Source organism: Modestobacter sp. VKM Ac-2977 (assembly GCF_026968045.1).
Lineage (GTDB): Bacteria > Actinomycetota > Actinomycetes > Mycobacteriales > Geodermatophilaceae > Modestobacter.
Window position 1 is genome coordinate 878,914 of sequence record NZ_JAPVBQ010000002.1, and the last position, 22,416, is coordinate 901,329.

At 70.8% G+C, this 22,416-nt stretch carries 23 protein-coding genes and 1 riboswitch; of the genes, 13 read left to right on the forward strand and 10 right to left on the reverse strand.

The window, feature by feature from the left end; genetic code table 11:
- Window positions 1–39: 39 nt before the first annotated feature.
- Complete coding sequence (locus O2V63_RS11780) at window positions 40–1,239, reverse strand: HNH endonuclease signature motif containing protein (RefSeq protein WP_269167710.1); 1,200 nt, start codon at window positions 1,237–1,239, stop codon at window positions 40–42.
- A 532-nt stretch (window positions 1,240–1,771) separates the two neighbouring features.
- Window positions 1,772–1,913, forward strand: a riboswitch (cyclic di-AMP (ydaO/yuaA leader).
- Between the two features lie 16 nt (window positions 1,914–1,929).
- Here O2V63_RS11780 and O2V63_RS11785 point away from each other — a divergent pair.
- Window positions 1,930–2,466, forward strand: a complete 537-nt coding sequence (locus O2V63_RS11785) for a C40 family peptidase (RefSeq protein WP_331253838.1) — start codon at window positions 1,930–1,932, stop codon at window positions 2,464–2,466.
- A gap of 218 nt (window positions 2,467–2,684) precedes the next feature.
- Complete coding sequence (locus tag O2V63_RS11790; protein WP_269167711.1) at window positions 2,685–2,969, forward strand: HesB/IscA family protein; 285 nt, start codon at window positions 2,685–2,687, stop codon at window positions 2,967–2,969.
- Between the two features lie 158 nt (window positions 2,970–3,127).
- Here O2V63_RS11790 and O2V63_RS11795 read toward each other — a convergent pair whose 3' ends face one another.
- The 3 genes from O2V63_RS11795 to O2V63_RS11805 form a co-directional block, all read right to left on the reverse strand.
- Complete coding sequence (locus O2V63_RS11795) at window positions 3,128–4,036, reverse strand: bifunctional metallophosphatase/5'-nucleotidase (protein ID WP_269167712.1); 909 nt, start codon at window positions 4,034–4,036, stop codon at window positions 3,128–3,130.
- Window positions 3,949–4,773 (reverse strand): hypothetical protein, encoded by an 825-nt coding sequence (locus tag O2V63_RS11800; protein WP_269167713.1) that lies wholly within the window; start codon window positions 4,771–4,773, stop codon window positions 3,949–3,951. Before O2V63_RS11800 ends, O2V63_RS11795 begins: the two co-directional genes overlap by 88 nt.
- Window positions 4,774–5,151: 378 nt before the next feature.
- The gene (locus O2V63_RS11805) at window positions 5,152–6,330 is read right to left on the reverse strand and encodes an ROK family transcriptional regulator (protein ID WP_269167714.1); all 1,179 of its coding nucleotides are present in this window, start codon (window positions 6,328–6,330) and stop codon (window positions 5,152–5,154) included.
- A 140-nt stretch (window positions 6,331–6,470) separates the two neighbouring features.
- Between O2V63_RS11805 and O2V63_RS11810 the strand changes: the two genes are divergently transcribed.
- The 7 genes from O2V63_RS11810 (at window position 6,471) to O2V63_RS11840 (ending at window position 12,448) form a co-directional block, all read left to right on the forward strand.
- The gene (locus O2V63_RS11810; RefSeq protein WP_269167715.1) at window positions 6,471–7,211 is read left to right on the forward strand and encodes an amino acid ABC transporter ATP-binding protein; all 741 of its coding nucleotides are present in this window, start codon (window positions 6,471–6,473) and stop codon (window positions 7,209–7,211) included.
- An 82-nt stretch (window positions 7,212–7,293) separates the two neighbouring features.
- Window positions 7,294–8,256 (forward strand): glutamate ABC transporter substrate-binding protein, encoded by a 963-nt coding sequence (locus tag O2V63_RS11815; RefSeq protein WP_269167716.1) that lies wholly within the window; start codon window positions 7,294–7,296, stop codon window positions 8,254–8,256.
- A gap of 42 nt (window positions 8,257–8,298) precedes the next feature.
- A complete protein-coding gene (locus O2V63_RS11820; RefSeq protein WP_269167717.1) occupies window positions 8,299–8,943 on the forward strand; it encodes an amino acid ABC transporter permease in 645 nt (214 codons plus the stop codon).
- On the forward strand, window positions 8,940–9,809 hold the full coding sequence (locus tag O2V63_RS11825) for an amino acid ABC transporter permease (RefSeq protein ID WP_269167718.1): 870 nt from the start codon (window positions 8,940–8,942) through the stop codon (window positions 9,807–9,809). The genes O2V63_RS11820 and O2V63_RS11825 overlap by 4 nt, the downstream gene beginning before the upstream one ends.
- Window positions 9,799–10,761: an asparaginase gene (locus O2V63_RS11830; RefSeq protein WP_269167719.1), complete on the forward strand. Its 963-nt coding sequence runs from the start codon at window positions 9,799–9,801 to the stop codon at window positions 10,759–10,761. Before O2V63_RS11825 ends, O2V63_RS11830 begins: the two co-directional genes overlap by 11 nt.
- Window positions 10,758–11,489, forward strand: a complete 732-nt coding sequence (locus tag O2V63_RS11835) for a copper homeostasis protein CutC (RefSeq protein WP_269167720.1) — start codon at window positions 10,758–10,760, stop codon at window positions 11,487–11,489. Before O2V63_RS11830 ends, O2V63_RS11835 begins: the two co-directional genes overlap by 4 nt.
- On the forward strand, window positions 11,486–12,448 hold the full coding sequence (locus O2V63_RS11840) for an ROK family protein (RefSeq protein WP_269167721.1): 963 nt from the start codon (window positions 11,486–11,488) through the stop codon (window positions 12,446–12,448). The genes O2V63_RS11835 and O2V63_RS11840 overlap by 4 nt, the downstream gene beginning before the upstream one ends.
- A 39-nt stretch (window positions 12,449–12,487) precedes the next feature.
- On the opposite strand, the gene O2V63_RS11845 is transcribed toward O2V63_RS11840, so the two are convergent.
- Entirely contained in the window at window positions 12,488–14,194 is a 1,707-nt protein-coding gene (locus tag O2V63_RS11845; protein WP_269167722.1) for a GmrSD restriction endonuclease domain-containing protein, read from the reverse strand.
- A gap of 257 nt (window positions 14,195–14,451) precedes the next feature.
- On the opposite strand from O2V63_RS11845, the gene O2V63_RS11850 reads away from it, so the two are divergent.
- A complete protein-coding gene (locus O2V63_RS11850) occupies window positions 14,452–14,574 on the forward strand; it encodes a hypothetical protein (protein WP_269167723.1) in 123 nt (40 codons plus the stop codon).
- Complete coding sequence (locus tag O2V63_RS11855) at window positions 14,571–14,693, forward strand: hypothetical protein (RefSeq protein ID WP_269167724.1); 123 nt, start codon at window positions 14,571–14,573, stop codon at window positions 14,691–14,693. The genes O2V63_RS11850 and O2V63_RS11855 overlap by 4 nt, the downstream gene beginning before the upstream one ends.
- A gap of 19 nt (window positions 14,694–14,712) precedes the next feature.
- Here the strand turns inward: O2V63_RS11855 and O2V63_RS11860 are convergent, their stop codons facing one another.
- The 3 genes from O2V63_RS11860 to O2V63_RS11870 all read right to left on the reverse strand — a co-directional run bounded on the left by O2V63_RS11860 (window position 14,713) and on the right by O2V63_RS11870 (window position 16,063).
- Entirely contained in the window at window positions 14,713–15,099 is a 387-nt protein-coding gene (locus O2V63_RS11860) for a type II toxin-antitoxin system VapC family toxin (protein WP_269167725.1), read from the reverse strand.
- Window positions 15,096–15,362 (reverse strand): type II toxin-antitoxin system CcdA family antitoxin, encoded by a 267-nt coding sequence (locus tag O2V63_RS11865; RefSeq protein ID WP_269167726.1) that lies wholly within the window; start codon window positions 15,360–15,362, stop codon window positions 15,096–15,098. Before O2V63_RS11865 ends, O2V63_RS11860 begins: the two co-directional genes overlap by 4 nt.
- A gap of 122 nt (window positions 15,363–15,484) precedes the next feature.
- Window positions 15,485–16,063: an MGH1-like glycoside hydrolase domain-containing protein gene (locus tag O2V63_RS11870; RefSeq protein ID WP_269167727.1), complete on the reverse strand. Its 579-nt coding sequence runs from the start codon at window positions 16,061–16,063 to the stop codon at window positions 15,485–15,487.
- A 697-nt stretch (window positions 16,064–16,760) separates the two neighbouring features.
- On the opposite strand from O2V63_RS11870, the gene O2V63_RS11875 reads away from it, so the two are divergent.
- Together O2V63_RS11875 and O2V63_RS11880 are read left to right on the forward strand one after the other, a co-directional pair.
- A complete protein-coding gene (locus tag O2V63_RS11875; RefSeq protein ID WP_269167728.1) occupies window positions 16,761–17,273 on the forward strand; it encodes a hypothetical protein in 513 nt (170 codons plus the stop codon).
- Window positions 17,274–17,429: 156 nt separating this feature from the next.
- Window positions 17,430–19,112 carry a hypothetical protein gene (locus O2V63_RS11880; protein ID WP_269167729.1) on the forward strand — a complete coding sequence of 561 codons (1,683 nt, stop codon included), beginning with the start codon at window positions 17,430–17,432 and terminating at the stop codon, window positions 19,110–19,112.
- A gap of 175 nt (window positions 19,113–19,287) precedes the next feature.
- Here O2V63_RS11880 and O2V63_RS11885 read toward each other — a convergent pair whose 3' ends face one another.
- Window positions 19,288–21,888 carry an MGH1-like glycoside hydrolase domain-containing protein gene (locus O2V63_RS11885; protein WP_269167730.1) on the reverse strand — a complete coding sequence of 867 codons (2,601 nt, stop codon included), beginning with the start codon at window positions 21,886–21,888 and terminating at the stop codon, window positions 19,288–19,290.
- Window positions 21,889–22,160: 272 nt separating this feature from the next.
- A complete protein-coding gene (locus O2V63_RS11890; RefSeq protein WP_269167731.1) occupies window positions 22,161–22,307 on the reverse strand; it encodes a hypothetical protein in 147 nt (48 codons plus the stop codon).
- Between the last annotated feature and the right edge of the window lie 109 nt (window positions 22,308–22,416).

The following is a 22,416-nucleotide window of genomic DNA, read 5'->3' on the forward strand; positions in this document are numbered from 1 at the left end:
GCCGTCCTGCTGACGGCGGGGCACGCGACTCCTGCAGCGCTACCGCAACGGTCCGATGAGGATCTCGGTGCCGTCGGGGCGGTAGGTGCGCCATCGTCCGCCGGGATCTCGCTGGACCCGGAAGCCGTGGTGGACCTTGGTGTGGTGCCGTTCGCACAGCAGAGCTGAGTTCTGCAGCGACGTCTCCCCGCCGTGCAGCCAGTGGATGAGGTGGTGGACATCGCACCACCAACTCGGGGCGCCGCAGCCGGCGAACACGCAGGACTTGTCCCGCCGTTCCACGGCCTTACGCAGGCCGGGGGTGACCACCCGGTGGTCCCGGCCCAGGTCCAGCGGCACCCCGTCGGGGCCCATGACGATCCGGGAGACGCTGCCGTCACAGGCCAGGTAGCGAGCCCGCGCCGCGGAGATCGTCGCCCCGAACCCGGTGCTCGCCGCCCCAGCACCGGTCGCGGGGTCGACCAGGTCGTCCAGGTCGATGCCCACCACCACGTGCGGCTTCACCGTCCGCAGGATCGGCAGGTTGCCCGACGCCAGCTGGTTGTCACACAACTGCACCAGCGCGTCGGCGTTCTGCTGCGCCCGGGTCCGCACATCGCCCTTCGGGCGGTCGGCCTGCACGATCGACTCGATCGCCGCCTGCACCTTCTCCCCACCCACGGCGTCGAGGTCGAACCGGCCGGTGATGCTGCCGTCGGAGTGCTTGGCGATGCTCAACCGGCGCCCCTCGGTGGGATCGGGCTCAGGACCGTCGGGGTCCAGCGCGTCCTCGAAGGCCTGCACCGCGGCGACCAGCGACTGGTGTGGTGACTCGGCCGCCACCAGCGCCCACACCTGATCAAACGCAGCCAGGTCGATGCCCTGCTCAGCCGCCCGGGCGACCTCGGACTCCCCCACCTTCTCGGCCACCACGTTCACCTGCGCCGCAGTGACCTGCCCGTCAGCGAAACCAGCCGCCAACGCAGGGAAGTGCTCCAACGCCCGACCCGACCGCAGGATCCGCGACGCCTCCACCGGCGACAACCGCGCGTGCCCGATCAACCACGACCGCGTGCTCTTCAACCCGTCGTGCTCGGCGGCCTGCGTGGTGTCCGCGCGGCGCACGGTGCGGGTCAGCTCCGCGGCGATCCGGTTCTGAACGGCCACCAACTCCGCGACCCGGTCCAGCACGCCGCCGTCCGTCAACCCGTGCAGCTCCTCGGCCGCCAAGGCGTCCAGAGCCGACATCAACTCGCTCACGGACCCCTCCCGCAGCATTCGAACGTGTGTACGAATACTACCGCCGACGGGAACCCTGAACAAGATGAATCAGCAGCTCAGGCGCTTGTCCACAGATGCTGACCACCCCTTGACGCCGCCGATCGAGGCGCGTCGACGATCCGCCGGGACACCAGCGCGGCAGACGTGATCAGTGACCAGCGTCGTCCCGGGGAGCTGGTCGACGGGAGGGCCGACTGACGGACGCCCCCTGCAGCGGGCCGTGTCGCCTCGAACACGAAACGTGCCCACCCGCCGTCCGACCAGAAATCGGTTTCTCGGCGGGAACGGCCGGCGAGAGCCGACCTCGCCGGCGACCCGCTCCGGCGTCGCGCGACGTCAGCTCGGCGAGTCGTCCGCGCCGCCCGGGCGTGTTGCAGCCCCACGGGGTGTCGGAACCGCAACGGGCGGCACTTTGTGACAAATCCGTGACAGCCCTACCGTCATCCGCGCCTGCCGGCCCCTGAGTCGCCACACACGGTGACACCGGCGAGCACCGCCGAACCGGGCAACCGCCGCAACATCGCCGCGGACGCCCGGACCGGGGACCCATCGCAGTTCTGGGGTGAAGCGCGACGGCACGCGAGTGCCGGAGCGCCGGGCGAGTTCCCCGCCCGAACCCGTCAGCTAACTCGGTAGGCGGTCGAGGAGAACAAGGAGAACCCGTCGTCCATGACGACCACTCGCACGTCCCCTGCCCGTCGCCCCTCCCGTTCCGGTCGCCGGGCACTGATCGCGCTGTTCGCCAGCGCGGGCGTCGCCCTCACCCCGATGGCCGCCCAGGCCTCGGTCGGCGGCGGTGGAGCGGCCGCCCCAGCACCCGTCGCGGCACCGGTGGCCCCGGTCGCGGCCCCCAACGCAGCTGCCCAGATCATCGTCGACACTGCGCTCGCCCAGCAGGGCAAGCCCTACGTCTGGGCCGGGGCCGGCCCGAACGTCTACGACTGCTCCGGGCTGACGCAGTACTCCTACGCGGCCGCCGGCATCACGCTGCCGCACTCCTCCCGCATGCAGTCGACGATGGGCGTGCCCGTGGCCCGCGCCGACCTGCAGCCCGGTGACCTGGTCTTCTTCTACGACCCGGTCGGCCACGTCGGCATCTACATCGGCAACGGCCTGATGGTGCACGCGCCCACCGCCGGGGACGTCGTCCGCACCATCAACGTCGACGCCATGTGGGGCTACAACTCCGCGCGTCGTCTGGTCTGACACCGCCCGGGGTGTTGCGACCCCGTGACGATCGGCGCTGCCTCTTGCCCGGTTCCGCCCCGCCCACGAGGTTGGGACGTGCGAGGTAGCGAGTCCCGGCCCCGTACGGCCCGGTCGTCCGCAGGGGCGGCCGACGAACTGCCGGAGGGTGTGGCGCAGTGCCGCGCCACACCCTCCCGCAGCTGGTCAGGGCACCAGACACGAGAGGAACCTCACCGATGCTCACGTTGACCCCCCATGCAGCAACCGCGATCCGCGGGATCCTCGACCAGTCCGAGATCCCCGAGCAGGGCGGCCTGCGCATCGCCAACGACCCGACCGGCCAGTCGCTGGCGCTGAGCCTGGCAGCCGTGCCGGCCGAGGACGACCAGGTGCTGGACCAGTCCGGCGCCCGGGTGTTCCTGGACGAGAAGGCCGCGACGGTCCTCGACGACAAGGTCCTGGACGCGCAGGCCGACCCGACCGGCGGGGTCCAGTTCGGGATCGCCGAGTCCGGCGCCTGAGCTCCCCAGCACCACCACGTCCGCCCCGTTCCGGTCCGCCGGAGCGGGGCGGACGTCGTCCTGGGCCAGACGTACGCGAGCGCCCCGCTCCCGAAGGAGAACGGGGCGTTCGCCGGCACGGAGGGACCGGGGGCGCGGCCCCGACCCCTCCGCGCGGGTCAGTCGAGCAGCGGCTCGCCGTTGCGGACGAGCTGCCAGTTCTCCACGTAGAAGTCGGCCGGGTCGATCACGCCGCGCTCCTGGGCCCACTCGATGAGCAGCTGGCGGATCTCCAACTGCTCGTTGTAGACCACCGGCGCCGTGGAGACGTGCGGGAACCCGCCGCCGCCGGAGCGCCGGTAGTTGTTCACCGCGACGACGAACCGCGCGTCGTCGGCCACCGGCTCACCGTCGATCTCCAGCCGGGTGACCCGCTCGCCGACCGGCCGGGACACGTCCAGGTCGTAGTCGACGCCGGAGAGCACGTCGTAGTTGTAGTCCGGCGTCCCGTCCGCGTTGGTGATCGTCTCCGGGTCGACGGGCCCGGTGTCCGGCACCTGGGTGAAGTAGCTCGCCGACTCCTCCAGGTAGTCGCGCACCTGGGCGCCGGTCATCTGCACCGCCTCCAGGGTGTTGTCGAAGACGTAGAGCCCGGCGATGTCCCGGATGGTGACGTCGCCCTCCGGGAAGACCGCCTCCCGGCTGAACGGCGCAGCGATCGACAGCACCGGCAGGTCGGCCCACTCGGTGCCCCCGAGCGCAGCGTCGACGGTCTCGGTCTGCACCTGCTGGATGAAGTCGAGGATCGGGGTGTCGGAGTACCGGCTGGTCAGCGTGGTCAGCTCCTCGGTGGAGGTGGCCACGACCTGGTTGACGTAGTCGACCGTCGCCTGGTGCGCCTCGTCGGTGACGGCGAGGACATCGGGGTCCTCCGGGTAGTCCCTGGTGCGCAGCGCGGTGGCCGTGGCCTCGGTGACGTCCCACTGGCCGCGGGTCTTGGTCAGCTCGAAGTCGACCTGGCTGACCGTGGCGCCCCAGCGGTAGGGCTGGGTGAGCAGCACCTCCTCGCCGGTGACCTCGTTGACCACGACCTGGGACGGGGCGTCGCGGTGCGTGTGGCCGACGACCATCGCGTCGATGCCGGGCACCGTGCGGGCGATGACGTCGGAGGGGTTCTCCGTGCCGACGGCCGGGTCGTCGTAGGACGACGTCCCGCCGACCCGGCGTGCGCGAGGACGACGACGACGTCGGCCTGCTCGGCGACGACCGGCACCCACTCCTCCGCCGTCTCGACCATGTCGCGGAACTCGAGCTGGCCCTCGACGTTGTTGCGGTCCCAGATCGCCGAGCCCGGCGTGGTGAGGCCGATGATGCCGACGGTGACCGGCTTGGCGCCGCGCACCTCCATCCGCTCCAACGTGTACGGCGGCAGGTACGGCTCGCCGGTCTCCACGTCGATGACGTTGGCGCCGAGCACCGGGTGGTCGACGTCGTCGACGTAGCCGGCGAGGGTGTCCAGGCCGTAGTTGAACTCGTGGTTGCCGACGACCTGGGCGTCGTATCCGATGACGTCGTAGGCCGCCGCGATCGGGTGCTCGGCCTCCGGCGGCTTCTGGGCGGCGAGGTAGGTGAGCGGCGTGCCCTGCAGGAAGTCGCCGTTGTCGACGACGAAGACGCTGTCCGCCCCCTTCTCGGCGCGCACCGAGTCGACGACCGAGGAGACCCGGGCCAGGCCCGTCGCGTCACCGGCGCTGTCGGTGTACGGCGCGTCGCGGAAGTAGTCCCAGTCCTGCGCGCGGCCGTGGACGTCGGTGGTGGCCAGCATGGTGAGCTCGAGGCTCTGCCCCTTGCCGTGCCCGCCACCGTGCCCGCCACCGTGCCCGCCACCGTGCCCGCCACCGTGCCCCTTGCCATGGCCGTGACCGTGACCGGTCCCATGGCCATGGCCATGGCCATGGCCGTTGTCGTTGTCGTGACCACCCGGGCTCGCCGCCGCGGGGGTCACCGCCCCGACGCTCATCGCCAGCACCGCTGCCGCGACCGTCACCGTCGTCCGTCTGCGCACGCGATCTCCCCCGAGCTCGTCAGCCGCCCCTGCTGGGCCGGCTGTGCGGTTGCTGAGCCAACGTAACGAGGGATGCCGACAAGTCGACATCGATCACGAGGTGTTCACGCAGGCAGCACCGGGTGGACCGACCCGACCTCAGCGGGCGGCGGCGCGCGCGGCCAGTTGTCCCGGGGAGAAGGCCAGGTCCAGCGCCTCCCGGGCGGCGCCGAGCACGGCGGCCTGCTGGCCGACGCGGCTGACCGCGATCTCCAGGCCGTCGGTGATCATCGGCGGGCACTGCGCGTAGATCGCCGAGCGCACCCCGGCGACGAAGGCCTCGGCGCTGCTCAGGTGCCCGCCGATCACCAGCCGCTCGGGGTTGAAGAAGTTGAGGATGGTCGAGAGCACGGTGCCGGTGCTGCCGCCGGCCTCGCGCAGCAGCTGGGTGGTCAACGGGTGGGCGTCCCGGGCCAGGTCGAGCATCCCCTCGGTGTCCGAGGAGGGCACGCCGCGCTCGGCGAGCTGCTCGACCAGCGCGGCGCCGCTGGCCACCGCGTCCAGGCAGCCGACCCGCCCGCACGAGCAGGGCACCGGCGGGGCGCCGGGCACGGTGGTGTGGCTGATGTCCCCGGCGAACCCGCCGCTCCCCCGGTGCAGCACCCCGCCGGCGACGACGCCGCAGCCGATGCCGGAGCCGACCTTCACGAACACCATCTGCTCGGCCGGCGCCCCGCCGGCGGCGTGCTCGCCGAGCGCCATCAGGTTCGCGTCGTTCTGCACGATCACCGGCACCGGCAGCCACTGCCGCACGATCGCGGCGACGTCGGCGCCGTTCCAGCCGGGCATCCGCGCCGGGGAGACGACCAGGCCGGTGCGCGCGCTGACCGGCCCGGGCACGCCGACGCACATGGCCAGCAAGGGCGGGGCGTCGTCCAGCCCGGCGACCGCCTCCTCCACCGCGGTCACCACGGTGCGCAGCACCGCCTCCGGACCATCGGAGACCGCGATGGGCAGGTGTCGCTCGGCGACCTGCCGGCCGGCGGCGTCCAGGACGGCGATCGCCGCGTGCCGTTCCCCCAGGCTGACCGCGACCACCAGGCCGGCCGCGCCACGCATCTCCAGCCGGCGCGGCGGCCGTCCGCCGGCCGAGGGCCCGGTGCCGGTCTCCACCAGCCAGCCGCGCCGGATCAGCATCTCCACCCGTGCGGCGGCGGTGGTCGCCGAGAGCCCCGTCTCGCGGGCGACGTCGGCCCGCGAGGTGGCGCGGCCGAGCCGGACCAGCGAGAGGACCTCGCTCGGGGAGGTGGCCGACCGGTCGCCGGCGGGGGTGGGCATGCCGGTCAGTGAAGCAACGGCCGCCGTTCGAAGCAACGGTCACTTAGTCCGGAAGTGGAAATACTTGATGGACTTCTAGTTGTAACGATCGTCACTTAGCCTTCGTCCATCGTTCAGCGCCGACCGAGAGGAGCCCGACCATGACCACGCCGATGGTCATCCTGCGCGGCGTCGACAAGCACTTCGGCGAGCTGCACGTGCTCCGCTCGATCGACCTGGAGGTCGCCCCGCGAGAGGTCGTCGTGGTCATCGGGCCGTCGGGGTCCGGCAAGTCGACGCTCTGCCGCACGATCAACCGGCTCGAGCCGATCGACTCCGGCGAGATCCGGGTCGACGGCCAGCCGCTGCCCGCGGAGGGTGCCCAGCTCGCCCAGCTCCGCGCCGACGTCGGCATGGTCTTCCAGTCGTTCAACCTGTTCGGCCACCTGAGCGTGCTGGACAACGTGATGCTGGCGCCGCTGAAGGTCCGCAAGGTCGGCAAGGCCACCGCCCGCACCGAGGCGATGGCGCTGCTGGAGCGGGTGGGCATCGCCGACAAGGCCGATCGCTTCCCCGCCCAGCTCTCCGGCGGCCAGCAGCAGCGCGCCGCGATCGCCCGCTCGCTGGCGATGCACCCGAAGCTGATGCTCTTCGACGAGCCGACCTCGGCGCTGGACCCCGAGATGGTCAACGAGGTGCTCGAGGTGATGACCTCGCTGGCTGCCGACGGCATGACGATGGTCGTGGTGACCCACGAGATGGGCTTCGCCCGCCGCGCTGCCGACCGCGTCGTCTTCATGGACGCCGGTCAGATCGTCGAGGTCGCCCCACCGGCGGGGTTCTTCGACGCCACCCGGAGCGAGCGCGCCCGCTCGTTCCTCTCCAACGTGCTGGCCCACTGACGGCCGAGCGCACCCCCGGGCGGACCCGCCCACCCCACGCCCGGCGCCGCTCCCCCGGCCGGGCTGATCAGAAAGGCAAGGCATGAGTGACATCCGCCTTCCCAGGCGCCGCTTCCCGCTGATCACTGCCGTGCTGGCCACCGCCTCGGTGGCGGTCGCCGGGTGCGGCTCGTCCGACTCCTCGTCCGACGCCGTCCCGAACGGCGGCGGCGACGACGCCGCGGCCTCCGGCCTGGAGGCCGTCTACGAGGACGCGCCGGTCGCCGACGACGCCGCGATCCTCCCCGACTCGACGATGGCCGAGATCAAGGAGCGGGGCGTGCTGCGCGTCGCCGCCGCCCTCGACGCGCCGCTGCTCTCCCAGCAGGACCCGAGCAGTCCCGAGGACGTCGAGGGCTTCGACATCGACCTGGCGAAGATGCTGGCCATCTACATCCTGGGCGAGCCGAACATCGAGATCGTGCCGCCGGCGTCGGAGACCCGGGAGGCGCTGCTGCAGAACGGCACCGTCGACGCCGTCTTCAACACGTACACGATCACCGAGGAGCGGGCCGAGCAGATCGACTTCGCCGGCCCGTACTTCACCTCGGGGCTGGCCGTCGCGACCCGGGCGGACAACGAGGACATCGACAGCGTCGAGGACCTCAACGGCAAGGACGTCATCGTCGGCGCGAACACCCCCGCGGTCACCGCGGTGCCCGAGGTGGCCCCCGACGCCGAGGTGACCAGCTTCGCCACCGACCCGCAGGCGGTGCAGGCGCTCCTGCAGGGCCGCGGCGACGCCTACGTGCAGGACTACACCCTGCTGCTGGCCGCGGCGGCGAACAACCCGGACATCAAGATCGCCGTCCAGCCGTTCACCGAGGAGCCGTACGGCATCGGGCTCCCGCCGGAGGACGCGGAGTACAAGGAGTTCGTCAACGACTGGCTGGAGCAGATCCAGGAGGACGGCTCCTGGTCCGAGATCTGGGAGGCGACCCTCGGGACGGTCGTCGAGGGCGACGCCCCGACGCCGCCGGAGATCGGCTCGGTGCCGGGCTCCTGACCCGGCACCCCTGAGGCAGCAGCGCCAGCGGAGGACGACGACGTGACTGCAGTGATCGAGAACCTGGACCCCTTGCTGAGGGCACTGGGGACGACCGTGCTGATCCTGGTGATCTCCGCGGCCGGCTCCCTGGTGCTCGGGGTGCTGATCACCGTGGCTCGGGTGAGCCCCATCCCGGTGCTGCGCGGGGCCGCATGGGCCTACGTGCAGGTGTTCGTCAACGTCCCTCTGCTGGCGCTGCTGCTGCTGGCCGTCTTCGCACTGCCCGACGCCGGGCTGCTGATGCCGCTGACCACCACGGTGATCGTCGTGCTCACCGTCTACGAGGCGGCGTACGTGGCCGAGGCGGTGCGCAGCGGGATCAACACCGTCGCGTCCGGGCAGGTCGAGGCCGCCCGGGCGCTGGGGCTCCGGCTGTCGCAGACGCTGCGGCACGTCGTCGTCCCGCAGGCGGTGCGCGCCGTCGTCCAGCCGCTGGGCAACGTGATGATCGCGCTGCTGATGAACACCGCCCTGGCCGCCACGGTCGGCGTCGTCGAGCTGACCTCGGCGGTGAACAAGGTGAACCTGGTCGCTGCCCAGCCGATCCCGATCTTCACCGCCGCCGGCCTCACCTACATGGCGCTCGCGCTGGCCATCGGGCTGGCCGCCGGGCGGATCGAGAAGAAGGTGGCGATCCACCGATGAGCCACAGCGGTGCGTTCCTCTACGACGCCCCCGGACCCCGTGCCCGGCGGCGGATCCTGCTCGGCTCGGTGGTCAGCGCCCTGGTGCTGGCCGGTGTGTTCGCGCTCGCGCTGGTGCAGTTCGGCCGGACCGGGCAGCTGGACGCCGACCGGTGGACGCCGTTCCTCGACTGGCCGATCTGGTCCTACCTGCTGGTCGGGCTGCGCGGCACCGCGCTGGCGGCCGCGCTGGTCGCCGTCCTGGCCGGGACGTTCGGGGTGCTGCTGGCCATCGGCCGGCTGTCGCGGAACCGGCCGCTGCGCTGGCTGTCGACCGGCTACATCGAGGTGGCCCGCACCATCCCGGTGCTGCTGCTGATCTACCTCATGCTCTTCGGGCTGCCGGCGTACGGGATCAACCTGCCGGTGCTCTGGAAGCTCGTCGTGCCGCTCACCATCGCCAACGCCGCGGTGGTCGCGGAGATCGTCCGGGCCGGGGTGCTCGCCCTGCCGCGCGGACAGATGGAGGCGGCGCTGAGCCTGGGCATCCGGCGCAGCCAGGCGATGCGGTTCGTCGTCCTGCCCCAGGCGCTGCGGCACGTGACGCCGTCGCTGGTCACCCAGCTGGTGAGCCTGATCAAGGACACCTCGCTGGGCTACGTCGTCGCCTTCACCGAACTGCTGTACCGGGCGCAGGTGCTCAGCGCCTACAACCGGCTGCTCATCCAGACCTTCCTCGTGGTTGCGCTGGTCTACCTGGTGTTCAACGGCGCGCTGTCCTACCTGGCCGCACGGCTGCGCACCCGGGTCCGCCGCCAGGTGGCGCCGCCGTCCGGGCCCGCCGAGCAGGCCGCCGATCGTGAACTGGAGACCCCCGTTGTCCGCTGAACTCGCCGTGGTCCGCCGCTCGGGCCTGGTGGAGAGCCGGCACCTCGGCTCGCTGCTCGCCCTGGACGCCGACGGCTCCGTCGCACTGTCGCTGGGCGACCCCGACGCCACGATCCTGCCGCGTTCCACGACCAAGCCGTTGCAGGCGCTGGCCTGCCTGACCGCCGGCGCCCCGCTGACCGGGCCGGAGCTGGCGATCGCCGCCGGCAGCCACACCGGCGAGGACGCGCACGTCGCCGTGGTGCGCGCGCTGCTGGAGCGGGCAGGGCTGGACGAGTCGGCGCTGCAGTGCCCGGTCGACTGGCCCGAGGACGAGCCGACCCGCGTGGCGCTCATCCGGGCCGGCGCCGAGCGGAGCACGGTGCGGATGAACTGCTCGGGCAAGCACGCGGCGATGCTGCTGGCCTGCACGGTCAACGGCTGGCCGACCGCCTCCTACCTGGACCCGGCGCACCCGCTGCAGCAGCACGTGCGCGCGGTGACCGCGGAGTGGACTGGTGCGCCGGTGCGGCACGACGCGATCGACGGCTGCGGCGCCCCGCTGTTCGGTTCCTCCGTGCGCGGGCTGGCCACCGCCTTCCGTTCGCTGTCGCTGGCGACGGAAGGGCCGGCTGCCGAGGTCGCCTCCGCGATGCGGACGCACCCCTTCTTCGTCGGCGGCACCGGGCACCAGAACTCCGCGGTGATGGAGCTCGTGCCGGGTGCGGTGGCCAAGGGCGGCGCGGAGGGCGTGATCGGCGTGGCCGGGCCGGACGGCCAGGCGGTGGCGATGAAGGTGGTCGACGGCAACCCGCGGGCGACGACGCTGCTGGCGCTGACCGTGCTGGGCGGGCTGGGCGTCGACGTGGCTGCAGCCGCTGACCTGATGACCGTCCCGGTGCTCGGTGGTGGGGTGCCGGTCGGTGCGATCGAGCCGGGTGCCGACGTCCTGGCCTGGCTGGAGGGCCGGTGACCGCGGTCGAGATCTGCCTCGACGACGTCGCCGGCGCGGTCATCGCCGAGGAGTGCGGTGCGGACCGGGTCGAGGTGTGTGCGGCGCTGTCCGAGGGTGGGACGACGCCGTCCATCGGGCTGGTGTCGGCGATCCTCGCCGAGGTGTCGCGGATCGGCGTCCAGGTGCTGATCCGGCCGCGGGCCGGGGACTTCGTCTACTCCCCCGCCGAGGTCGACGTGATGCTCGCCGACATCGCCGCCGTCCGCGCGCTGCCCGCATCGGCGCAGGTCGGGTTCGTGGTCGGGGCGCTGACCGCGGACGGCGCGATCGACACCGCCGTGCTGTCCCAGCTGGTCGAGGCTGCCGGGCCGTGCCCGGTGACGTTCCACCGGGCGTTCGACACCCTCCCCGACCTCCCCGCTGCGCTGCCCACGCTGATCTCCGCGGGGGTGTCCCGGGTGCTCACCTCGGGTGGCGCACCGACGGCTGCGGCCGGGGCTGACGTGCTGCGCTCGTTGGTGGAGCTGGCCGGCGACCGGATCACCGTGCTCGCCGGCGGGTCGGTGCGCGGGTCGAACGTCGCCTCGCTCGTCGCGGAGACCGGAGTGCCGGAGGTGCACCTGCGGGCGGCCTCGCCGGTCGTCTCCTCGGCCGCCGGCTCGGCCACCGGCGTCGACTACGCCGTCCCGCGGCTGGCGACCTCCGCCGAGCCGATCCGGGCCGTGCTCGAGGCGCTCGCCTCGTGACGACTCCTCCTGCGGTGCTGGCGATCGACGTCGGCGGCACGTCGATGAAGGGCGCGGTCGTCACCCGGGACGGTCGTCCGGCGGTGGTCGAGCGCTGGCCCACCGACCCGGCGACGGACACCGTCGCCGCCATCGCCGGCCACCTGCGCTCGCTGGCCGGCGCCGCGCGTGAGCAGGGCCTGGAGGTGGTGGGCGCCGGCGTGGTGACCCCCGGGATGCTCGACGAGGCGAGCGGAACCGTCGTCTACGCGTCGAACCTCGACTGGCGCGACGTGCCGCTGCGGGCGCTGCTGGCCGAGGCGACCGGGCTGCCGGTGGTGACCGGCCACGACGTGCGGACGGCGGGACTGGCCGAGCAGCTGCTCGGCGCGGCGCGCGGCGTCGAGGACTTCGTCCTGGTGACCATCGGCACCGGCGTCGCCGCGGCGCTGGTGACCGGCGGTCGGCCGGTGACCGGGGACGGCGGGGCGGCCGGGGAACTCGGCCACATCCCGATGGTGCCCGGCGGCGAGGCGTGCACGTGCGGGCAGCAGGGGTGCCTGGAGGTGTACGCGTCGGGTGCCGGCCTGGCCCGCCGCTACGCGGCTCTCTCCGGCGTCTCGCTGCCGGCGGAGGACGTCGTCGCCCGGCTGGGTCGCGACGCGGACGCCGACCGGGTGTGGGCCGAGGCGATGCAGGTGCTCGCCCAGGGGCTGGTGACCGCGACGCTGTTGCTGGACCCGACGACGATCGTGCTCGGCGGCGGCTTCACTGCCGCCGGCGACGCCCTGCTGGAACCGGTCCGAGCCGGACTGGCGGCGGGGTTGGCGTGGCGCTCCGCGCCGCCGGTGCGGGTGGCTGAGCTGGGCAGCGAGGCCGGCTGGATCGGCGCCGCCGCCCTCGCCCTCCGCTCCGCCGGCCACGCCGATGCCCTCCAGACCTGGACCCCGCACGCCCTCCTCGGCGCCCCCATCCCCTGAGGGGCCGAAGTCGCGACTTCGGCCCCTCAGGTCAGCGGGTCAGGACTCGCAGCCGATGCCGTCGTTGTCATTGCCGTCGAACTTCGGCTGCCACCCCGGGTCACCCGGTCGGATCGGTGCAGCGCCAGCTGCCTTCACCGCTGTGCAGTTTTCGTAGTAGACGCTCGGGGCCGGCGCGGGAGCCGGCGCGGGAGCCGGGGCGGGAGCCGGGGCGGGAGCCGGGGCCGGAGCAGGGACCGGCGCCGGAACGACGACCGGCGCGGGTGCCGGCTTGGGCGCCGACTTGGGCTTGGGTGCCGGGGCCGGGGCCGGGGCGGCCGTGGTCGGTGCCGGCACGTTCGCGACGACGCCGCCGGGCAGCGGCTCGTTCGGGCAGGTGCTGAGCACGGTGGCGACGGCGTTGCGCTCCGCCTGTGTCATCCAGAGCCCGTAGGTGACCTTCACCGCGACCTGGCGGGCGACGTAGGCGCAGCGGTAGCCCTTGTTCGGCGGCAGCCAGGTGGCGGCGTCGCCGTCCCCCTTCTGCATGTTCAGCGGCCCGTCCACGGCCAGCAGGTTCAGCGGGTCGTTGCCGAAGGCGGTGCGCCGGGCGGCGTCCCAGCCCTGGGCCCCGGTCTGCCAGCTGTTCGACAACGCGACGACGTGGTCGATCTGGACGTCGCTGCTGGTGTCCTGACCGCGCTGGAAGCCGATCGTGCGCCCCGAGTACGGGTCGGCCAGCGAACCGGTGAGCACCACGCAGTCGCGGGTGCCGGGCTTGAACGTCTCGCCGGTCAGGTCGCGGGCGAGCATGTCGTTGCGGGTGTCGCAGCCATTGCGGTCGGTGTCGACCCAGCCGGAACCGAACAGGTCACGGTCGTAGCCGGTCTTCGGCGCGCGCCCCTTCACCGGGACGGCGGCCAGCGCGGCGAGGGCCGTGGTCGGCCGCGCGGAGACGATGGCGGCGTCGGCGTCCGTGTCGGTGAGCAGGCCGGTGGCGGTAGAACCGGCCGTCGCGGCGGCTGCAGCCTCCTCGGTCTCGGCTCGCACCAGCGCGGCCTCGGCGGCGGCGATGGCGGCCTCCTCGTCGGCTGCCGCCGACGTGCTCGGCGCTGCGCTCGCCGTCGTCGCGGCGCTGGTCGGCACCGACTCGGTCGGCGGCAGCGCCGCGCCGCCCGCGGCCAGGACGACGACGCCGGCCGCAGCCACCCCGGCGCCCATGGCGCGCGAGCCGATCAGCGCCCAACGGGCCCGCCCGACGACGACCGCAGCGACGCCGACGAAGAGCACGGCGAGCCCCGCCATGACCAGCGCGCCTCCGAAGCCGCCTGACGCTGCGCCGATGACGAGGAAGAGCAGGACGGCAGCGGCGACGACCGCACGGACGGCGGTCACCCGGTTGATCGGCCGCTTCTCGGCCGTCCCGCCGGAGAAGATGCCGAGCACCTCGGCCGGGTCGACGGCGTCGAACGGGAACTCGACGTCCTTGCGTCGGACCACGGCACCCGGCACCGCCGCGGCCCTGTCGCGCACGTCCGCGCCGACGGCGGTGAGCTGCCGCGCGTCGACGTGCAGGGTGACGGCCTGGCCCCACCGCGGCTCGTAGACCAGCCGCAGGTTGCGCTTCGGGCCCCAGCCACCGGACTCGGAGACGGTGAACCCGAGGTCGATGGCCTGCTGCACGACCGGGCGGACAGGCGTGTCCGGGTTCTTCGACTCCCATCGCTGCAGCAGTTGCTCGACGGCGGACTCGGACCCTGCTGACATGCGCTGACCCCCGTGGACGTGTGATCTCGCGGCCATCCTGGGTGCGCGCAGCCACCCCTCCCAGGTCAGACAGGCCGGAGCGGTCCCCTCAGCCTCACTCGCCCCAACGCTCCCTCCCTGACCTGCAGAGACGGCCATGACCACGCTTCCGCCGCCGGCTGTCATCTCAGGTCGAACGGGCCGGAGGCGATGAGTTCCAGACCTCGGCGGCGTCCCCACCTCTGCCCGGCGGTGCACGTCGGGCGGGAGGGAACGTCATGAGCGAGACGACGACGGACACCGTCACCCGGGTCGCCGCGACGATCGTGGCGGTGACGGACCTGCAGCGGGCGCTGCAGGTCTACGTGGCGCTCGGCGACGGGCGCACGAGCTGCCGGTGACGGCCGTGCTCCGCGACACGATCGGCACGCAGGCCGGCGACACCGTCGAGGTGCACCTGACCGAGCGGATCACCACAGCCCACCCCATCGGCTCACGGACGCGAGCGACGAGCGGCTGATCCCCCGACCAGCGTCGACTCAGATCGGGACGACGGTGACCCGACGCTCGGCGTGCTCGACGAGTGCACTGAGGTCCTTCGGGTCGCTGGTCAGGACGACCGGGTCGGGTCGATCGGCGGCGTACGCGGCCACGATGGCGTCGGTCGCGCTGATCGTGGCGGCCCGCCCGGTCGCGGTGCGCAGCCGAGCCGCCGACCGCGCAGTCACCTCGTCGGCCGGACGGACCTGGCAGGCACGGAGCAGTCGGTTGGCGTGGAAGTCGCGCCGAGGGTCACCCGTCAGGGCTTCGGTGAGCACCGGTGCAGGGACTTCTGCCGGCCACAGCCCCCGTTCCCGCAGGGCGATCAACCGAGCACGCTGCCCGGCCAGGCCGCTGACGCCGCCGGCATCCAGGACGAGCGTCACGCCGACCGGGCCGGGCTCGACCCGTCCTCCCGCTGGTCGGCGACCAGGTCACCGACCCAGACCCGGGCCGCCGCGACCTCATCCTCCGCAACCGGTCCGTGGACCCGCTCCAGATCCGCCAGGTATGCATCGAGCGCCGCCACCTTGGCACGACGATCCAGTTCCTCGGCCAGCGCAGCCGTGGTGAGCGCCGAGACGTTCAGGTCAGCAGCGCGTGCCCGCTCGAGCACCTCGTCCGGGACGGTGATGTTCACACGAGCCATGCGCACAGAATACGCATCCCGCGGCCTTGTTCCGGTCGGCGTCCACAGCTGAGTCGGGCGTGGGTCTCCCCGGACAGCTGAACGCCCGAAGGGCCGAAGTCGCGACTTCGGCCCCTCGGGGATCAGGCCCAGCAGGGGTCGGCGGGGAGGCGGGGATTGAGGAGGTGGGCGACCAGTGCGGTCCAGCCGGTCTGGTGGGTGGCGCCCAGACCCTCGCCGGTGTCGCCGTCGAAGAACTCGCTGAACGTCGGGTGCTCGCGCCACAGCGGTGAGTCGCTGGACTCGATCCGGTCGCCGTCGGCCGGGCGCTTGCCGTCCACCGGGCGGAACAGCCGGGTGAGGCTGTTGTCGATCAGGTCCGCGGCCTCCACCAGGGTGCACTGCGTGCCCGACCCGGTGGGGATCTCGATGGTGAACGAGTCGCCGTAGTGCCGGCCCAGCGTGCGCAGCTTGTCGGCCAGCAGCACGTTGACCGGGAACCAGACCGGTCCGCGCCAGTTGGAGTTGCCGCCGAACAGCCCGGTGCGCGACTCCCCGGGCTCGTACTCGATCGAGACGTCGCGGCCACCGACGTTGGCGAACACCTGGCCGGTCGACTTCGACAGCGACCGGATGCCGAACGGGGAGAGGAACTCCTCGGTGTCGAACATCCGCTGCAGGATCCGCTGCAGCCGCTCCTTGCCGACCAGGGACAGCAGCATCCAAGCAGTTCACTGTGCTGGTCTGCGGCCTACCGGAGTATCCAGCAGCCAGCGCCCGCCAAGTCGCACCGAGCTCCGTCGAACGAAGATGCCAGGCAACCGACCGAGCCCACAGGCCGCCATCGTCATCGTTCACAGACATGAGTTGCCGTGAAAGCAATTGATGATCGCACGCTCGACACATCTGCCCTTGCAACGTCTACAGCAGGCGCGTCACAATCACCGAGCCTGCCAAGGCGGCCAGCGGCAGCCAGGGGCGTACCGACTTCACGTCACATCGGGACGTGCGAGGAGCCACCTGATCATGAGTCCACCAGCAGCCGCCGGAGGAGAGCCACCGCAGGGCCCGCCGATCCCCGGAGTCCGTCAAGGATCAACGGACGTACCCGGCGAGAATTCGGACGATGCGCCACTAGCCGAGACGACAGAGGGCTCTACGGCCGCAGATCCGTCCGCAGTCAACCAGCACGAGACCCCGCCCCCCGAACCTGAACCGTTACGTCGCGACGGAGCCAGCCTACTGAAGACCGTCGCGCGTGAATTCAGAAGGACCCCTGTGGGAACTATAGGAGCCCTGGCCGCACTCATCGCCCTAATTCCGTTGACAGGATCCCTTATACGGATCGCTACCGATGACTACGTCGACATAGATCGATCGCCGGTAAGCTTCGCGACCGGCCAGGCCAGCGTGATGAGCATGGTCTTCCCCGACTCAGCGACGGATCTAAACTCCCGTCCTTCCTTCTCGAAGGACTACGAGGCATTCTTCGACTGGGCCGCCGACCACGGGGGCGTACCCGCGGAGGATTTTGATCTCAGCTTCACCATTCGCAGCGACAAAGACGAATCCACGCTCGTAACCGACGTTCGAGTCGTCGTGGTGAAACGAGAACCGGCGCTAGGCGGCCGTTGGATAGGCGTGGACGCAGGCGGGCAACCGCCACACCGAAGCCTGCACGCCAACCTCGACAACACCCCGCCCACCGTGACCCGCTCTCCGGGCTGGGACTACCCACTGTCGGTGTCGAGCAGCGAGCAGGAACTGTTCACCGTGACAGCAACAACGCAAGACTGCTACTGCCACTGGCGAGTAGAAGTGGACGTCATCGCTCCCAACGGCGAAAAGGTGACCGTTCGCGTCGATGACCACGGCGACCCCTTCAAGGTCACGGGCACCAGTCGGGCGGGCGATCGCATGACGGTGGAGTAGGCAGGAGGCGGCGAAGTGATGCATCCCCGTCTTCAACAAATCGGCCCAGTTCGGCTGGTAGCTGTCGGACTGCTCGTCATGGTGATGACACTCGCGTCCTTGGTTTTGCGTTCAGATCCGTCCGACGGCGAGGTATCCATCGACAATACGTCGCAGGTGGCGAACGCGGAATTTGCACGCGTCGGCTTCCGCGTGGCCGAAGAGCTCGCGCGCATCGGGTCGAGCATCGGTCTCAAGTGGCACGAGGACGGCGCGACCACTTCGCTCGCCAGTGACACAGATGAGGCAAGTGTCATCGACGAACTCACCGCTCCTCAACTGAGGATTTCACGATACTCAGACGGAGCCGGTGCAGGGGATTGGGAAGACCTCACTATAACCGGCACTGCGCCGGTCGGGCTCGGTCGAGTGTGTTCGATCGCCTTGACTTTCGTCATCGACGAGTCGAGTCAGCTAACAGTCGGAAGTTTCACGGCTGACGATGTCGTCGACGCGTTCACCACAGCTTCAAGCCAGCTGACACTGGTGGCTGTCGCGATGGGTGACAATGTGGAGTTGCGTGACGCCGCAAGCGTTCAATGGATCTCGCGTGACGCACGGCTTGGATCGTTCACGACGGAGGTCGACGGCCTGGAAGTCCCCGTCAACGACGCCCTATCCGAACAATATGCCAGGGTAGAGCAATCGCTGATGGATTGCATCGGAGCGTCGTTTCGTGACCCTTCGTCGCAACGTAACCAAGACCTAATCGGCAGAGAGGATCGCGCGCAGAGCACGTGCCAGTCAGCCTGTCTGGTTACTGGAGTCGTAAAGGTCAACCACCCCGACTGGGGGAACATCGACCTTATCAGTGCAATACCGCAGGACTCGGACGACCGGTCGGGATACTTAGCGGCCCTGGACAGCGCTGGCGAACTGTTGTGGAGGTACCGGGGCAACGACTTGTTGGGCTTGATTCCCGCAGCAGGGGTGCGGGATAACACGGGAAACGCATTCTTTCAATACCAGACGAGGGATCGTCTGGAGTCGCCCAACACTGGCGTCGTTGTCATCGGCCCGATCGAGGCTGGCCTCACGGATCTGGGATCCTTACCGCGCGAACCTGGGAATAGGGGCCGCTTTCCGGTCGCAAGCCTTATAGACGTCGATCGCGACTCGACTCTGGAGATTTCCGCACAGGTCTGCGACTCGAAGTGCAGTAGTCGCATGAACTATTACTGGAATGGGGGCGATTACACGCGCTCGTGGGGCAGAGACGCAGGCTCCTATGGTCCCTGGATAGCAGTTGCCGCCGACGGTCCCCTTGCTCCCGGGGCTTTCATGCACCCAACCAGAGAGGAACCCTCACAGAACGTCGCTTCTCCCGAGCAGGCAGAGCCGTATCCTGTTGAGGCCGTCCCATGGCATCTTTACGCTTCTCTAGACTGCAGCGGAGGGACCGGTCGAGTTGTTGCCCAAGCACTTGACGTTGTGGGGCATACAGCAGCTTCCTCACACCAAGACCTGACGGGGGACGGTTATGACGAAGTCTTCGTGACGGCGGAGTGCGAACCGTGGACGTCAGGGTGGCCCCAGAAGCTGTTGGTCTTCGATGGTCGACGGTCCACAGCTGTTCCACGACTCTTGGGAGTTCTCCTCAGCGAGGAGGACGGCGTCGACGGTCGCGGCTTGCGCAACATCGGAATCGCTCGGATCAGTGGACGAGTGGTCGTTACCGAGTCCCTTGGATATGAATCCTCAGACCCCAATGCAGTCCCGTCGTGGACGGTGCGCGACCGTTTCACATGGGATGGCAGTCAATTCGTTCGCGGCGAGCGCTGGGCGGATCTGTCGGAATAGGCAACTCGACACCACACGGCCGACTACGGAGCGCGGAGCGGGATGCCACACACTCTTCTCGGGACTGCTGTGACTCACCTCTACGTCGAGTAGCTCGTGAGTCCGTCGCACGCCGTCACACATTGCACCTGGCGCGGCAACCAACGACGGCTCTTGGGGTTCGACCGCCCGGGCGTCAGACCCAGCGGGGGTCGGCGGGGAGGCGGGGATTGAGGAGGTGGGCGACCAGTGCGGTCCAGCCGGTCTGGTGGGTGGCGCCCAGACCCTCGCCGGTGTCGCCGTCGAAGAACTCGCTGAACGTCGGGTGCTCGCGCCACAGCGGTGAGTCGCTGGACTCGATCCGGTCGCCGTCGGCCGGGCGCTTGCCGTCCACCGGGCGGAACAGCCGGGTGAGGCTGTTGTCGATCAGGTCCGCGGCCTCCACCAGGGTGCACTGCGTGCCCGACCCGGTGGGGATCTCGATGGTGAACGAGTCGCCGTAGTGCCGGCCCAGCGTGCGCAGCTTGTCGGCCAGCAGCACGTTGACCGGGAACCAGACCGGTCCGCGCCAGTTGGAGTTGCCGCCGAACAGCCCGGTGCGCGACTCCCCGGGCTCGTACTCGATCGAGACGTCGCGGCCACCGACGTTGGCGAACACCTGGCCGGTCGACTTCGACAGCGACCGGATGCCGAACGGGGAGAGGAACTCCTCGGTGTCGAACATCCGCTGCAGGATCCGCTGCAGCCGCTCCTTGCCGACCAGTGAGAGCAGCAACCTGCGGCCCTCCGGTGCCCGCCGGCTGCGCAGCGGGCCCATCAGCTCCGGCCGGCGCTTCTGCAGCCAGCGCACCCGCTCGGCGACGTCGGGCAACCGCTCGGCGACCCAGGCCGGGATCTCGGTGGCGCCCAGGATCGGCAGCAGGCCGACCATCGAGCGCACCCGCAGCGACTCCGTCGTCCCGTCCGGTGCGACCAGGACGTCGTAGAAGAAGCCGTCGTCCTCGTGCCACAGCGACACCTCGTGCGAACCGAAGGCGTTCATCGCCTCGGAGATGGCGAGGAAGTGCTCGAAGAACTTGGTGACGACGCCGTCCCACGCCCGGTCGAACTGCGACAGCTCGAGGGCGATCTTGAGCATCTGCTGGCAGTAGAACGCCATCCAGCTGGTGGCGTCCGACTGCTCCAGCCGGTAGCCGGGCGGCAGCGGTGCGGACCGGTCGAACAGCGCGATGTTGTCCATCCCGAGGAACCCGCCCTCGAAGACGTTCGACCCGTCGGCGTCCTTGCGGTTGACCCACCAGGAGAAGTTCATCAGCAGCTTGGTGAACACCCGGATGAGGAACTGCTGGTCGCGGTAGCCGTCGAGCCGGTAGACGTGCCAGGCCGCCCAGGCGTGCACCGGCGGGTTGACGTCACCGAACGCCCATTCGTAGGCCGGCAGCTGACCGTTGGGGTGCATCGCCCACTCGCGGCACATGAGCACGAGCTGTTCCTTGGCGAAGTCGGGGTCGACGTGCGCCAGCGGGAGCGTGTGGAAGGCGGTGTCCCACGCGGCGAACCACGGGTACTCCCACTCATCGGGCATGGAGATCACGTCGGCGAGCGCGACGTGCCGCCAGCTGGTGTTGCGCTGTCCCTTGGCCCGACGTTCCGCCGGTGCGGGGACGTCGGGGTCGCCGTCCAGCCAGCGGGCGACGTCGAAGCGGTACAGCTGCTTGGTCCAGAGCAGACCGGCGTAGGCGCGGCGGGCCACGTGCCGGTCGTCGTCGGAGAGCCCGGGGTGGATGACGCCGGCGTAGAACTCGTCGGCCTCGGCCTTCCGGAGGCCGAGGACCTCGTCGAACTGCGCACCGAACATCTGCTGCTCGGGCTCGGCCTGGGTCAGCCGGAGCTTCACGGTGACGGTCTCACCGGGCTCCACGGCGTCCCACTGGTACCAGAACGCGGCCTTCGTGCCGGTCCGGTCGGGGTTCACCGCGGACTTGTCCTCATGGACGACGCGGCGGTCGATGCCGTCCTTGGTGTACTCGCTGGCGTTGCTCTCGGCGCCGAACAGCGCGACGGCGTTGGTCTCGTTGTCGCAGCTCAGGACGTCGGGGCTGCCATCGGCGGCGAGCACCCAGCGACCGAGGTAGCCGTGCTCGGCGACGACCGCCGCGACCTCCTCGTCCTGGGCGGTGAGCGTGGGCTTGCGGTCGTCGAGGCCCCAGGACCAGGTGTTGCGGAACCAGACCTGCGGGAGCAGGTGCAGCGGTGCGGCCTCGGGGCCGTGGTTGGTGGCGGTGACGGTGATGCAGACGTCGTCCGGGCCGGCCTTGGCGTACGTCATCTGGACGTCGAAGAACCGGTCCTCGTCGAGCACCCCGGTGTCGGCGAGCTCGTACTCCCGCTCCAGCCGGGTGCGCTTCGCGTTCTCCTCACGGAGCTGCGCGTACGGGAACTCGGCCTGCGGGTAGCGGTAGAGCCACTGCATCCAGGAGTGCGTGGGCGTGCCGTCGGTGGGCCACCAGTGCTCCTTGGCGTCCTCGCCGTGGTTGCCCTCGCCGTTGGTCAGGCCGAACAGCCGCTCCTTGAGGACCGGGTCCTTGCCGTTCCACATGGCCACGGAGAAGTTGAGGAAGCCGTAGCGGTCGCAGATGCCACCCAGGCCGTCCTCGCCCCAGCGGTAGGTGCGGGCGACCGCGTGGTCGAAGGTGAAGGAGGCCCAGGCGTCGCCGTCGGCGGAGTAGTCCTCGCGGACGGTCCCCCACTGCCGGCCGGCCAGGTACGGCCCCCACATCCGCCAGGGAGCGGCCATGTCGGCCGACTCGGCCAGGCGCGCGTGCTCGGCGCTGCAGGGTCGGTCAGTGTCTCGGGGAGCGGGCGCCGGGTCCGGGTCTCGGAGCGGGGCGCCGGGATCTGCGGCAGACACGACCTCCACAGTGCCACGGCTGGGTTGCGTGCTCGTGTCGTACGCGGCCGTCCGAGACCAGGCTCACCGCCCGGCGCCTCGCCCGTCGCTCCTGTCCCTGCCTGCGGACCACGAGGACGGCAGCGGCGTCCGACCGGACGCCGCTGCCGGCAGCCGGCTCAGTGGCGGCCGGTGCCACCCTTGCCGCCGCTGCGCTTGGCCTGGAAGTCGGCGAAGGCCTTCTTGATCTTGGCCTGGTTGTGCGGCTTGCGGGCCTCCTGGACGACCTTGGACGCGACGCCCGAGATCAGGAGCTTGCGGATCATGCCTGCCATGGTGGTCTCCTCTGTCGAAGTGGCCGCCGCACTGGTGATGCGCCGGCGCGCCTGTCGAGGGTGCCCCAGGGAGTCGGGTTCCACGCAAGGCATGCTCCCG

Coding starts and splice junctions, on each gene's coding strand:
- O2V63_RS11785 (WP_331253838.1), top strand. CDS start 1,930: ATGACGACCACTCGCACGTCCCCTGCCCGTCGCCCCTCCCGTTCCGGT.
- O2V63_RS11815 (WP_269167716.1), top strand. CDS start 7,294: ATGAGTGACATCCGCCTTCCCAGGCGCCGCTTCCCGCTGATCACTGCC.
- O2V63_RS11890 (WP_269167731.1), bottom strand. CDS start 22,307: ATGATCCGCAAGCTCCTGATCTCGGGCGTCGCGTCCAAGGTCGTCCAG.
- O2V63_RS11865 (WP_269167726.1), bottom strand. CDS start 15,362: ATGGCTCGTGTGAACATCACCGTCCCGGACGAGGTGCTCGAGCGGGCA.
- O2V63_RS11790 (WP_269167711.1), top strand. CDS start 2,685: ATGCTCACGTTGACCCCCCATGCAGCAACCGCGATCCGCGGGATCCTC.
- O2V63_RS11885 (WP_269167730.1), bottom strand. CDS start 21,888: ATGGCCGCTCCCTGGCGGATGTGGGGGCCGTACCTGGCCGGCCGGCAG.
- O2V63_RS11810 (WP_269167715.1), top strand. CDS start 6,471: ATGACCACGCCGATGGTCATCCTGCGCGGCGTCGACAAGCACTTCGGC.
- O2V63_RS11850 (WP_269167723.1), top strand. CDS start 14,452: ATGAGCGAGACGACGACGGACACCGTCACCCGGGTCGCCGCGACGATC.
- O2V63_RS11870 (WP_269167727.1), bottom strand. CDS start 16,063: ATGCTGCTGTCCCTGGTCGGCAAGGAGCGGCTGCAGCGGATCCTGCAG.
- O2V63_RS11845 (WP_269167722.1), bottom strand. CDS start 14,194: ATGTCAGCAGGGTCCGAGTCCGCCGTCGAGCAACTGCTGCAGCGATGG.
- O2V63_RS11805 (WP_269167714.1), bottom strand. CDS start 6,330: ATGCCCACCCCCGCCGGCGACCGGTCGGCCACCTCCCCGAGCGAGGTC.
- O2V63_RS11875 (WP_269167728.1), top strand. CDS start 16,761: ATGGTCTTCCCCGACTCAGCGACGGATCTAAACTCCCGTCCTTCCTTC.
- O2V63_RS11800 (WP_269167713.1), bottom strand. CDS start 4,773: ATGCTGGCCACCACCGACGTCCACGGCCGCGCGCAGGACTGGGACTAC.
- O2V63_RS11825 (WP_269167718.1), top strand. CDS start 8,940: ATGAGCCACAGCGGTGCGTTCCTCTACGACGCCCCCGGACCCCGTGCC.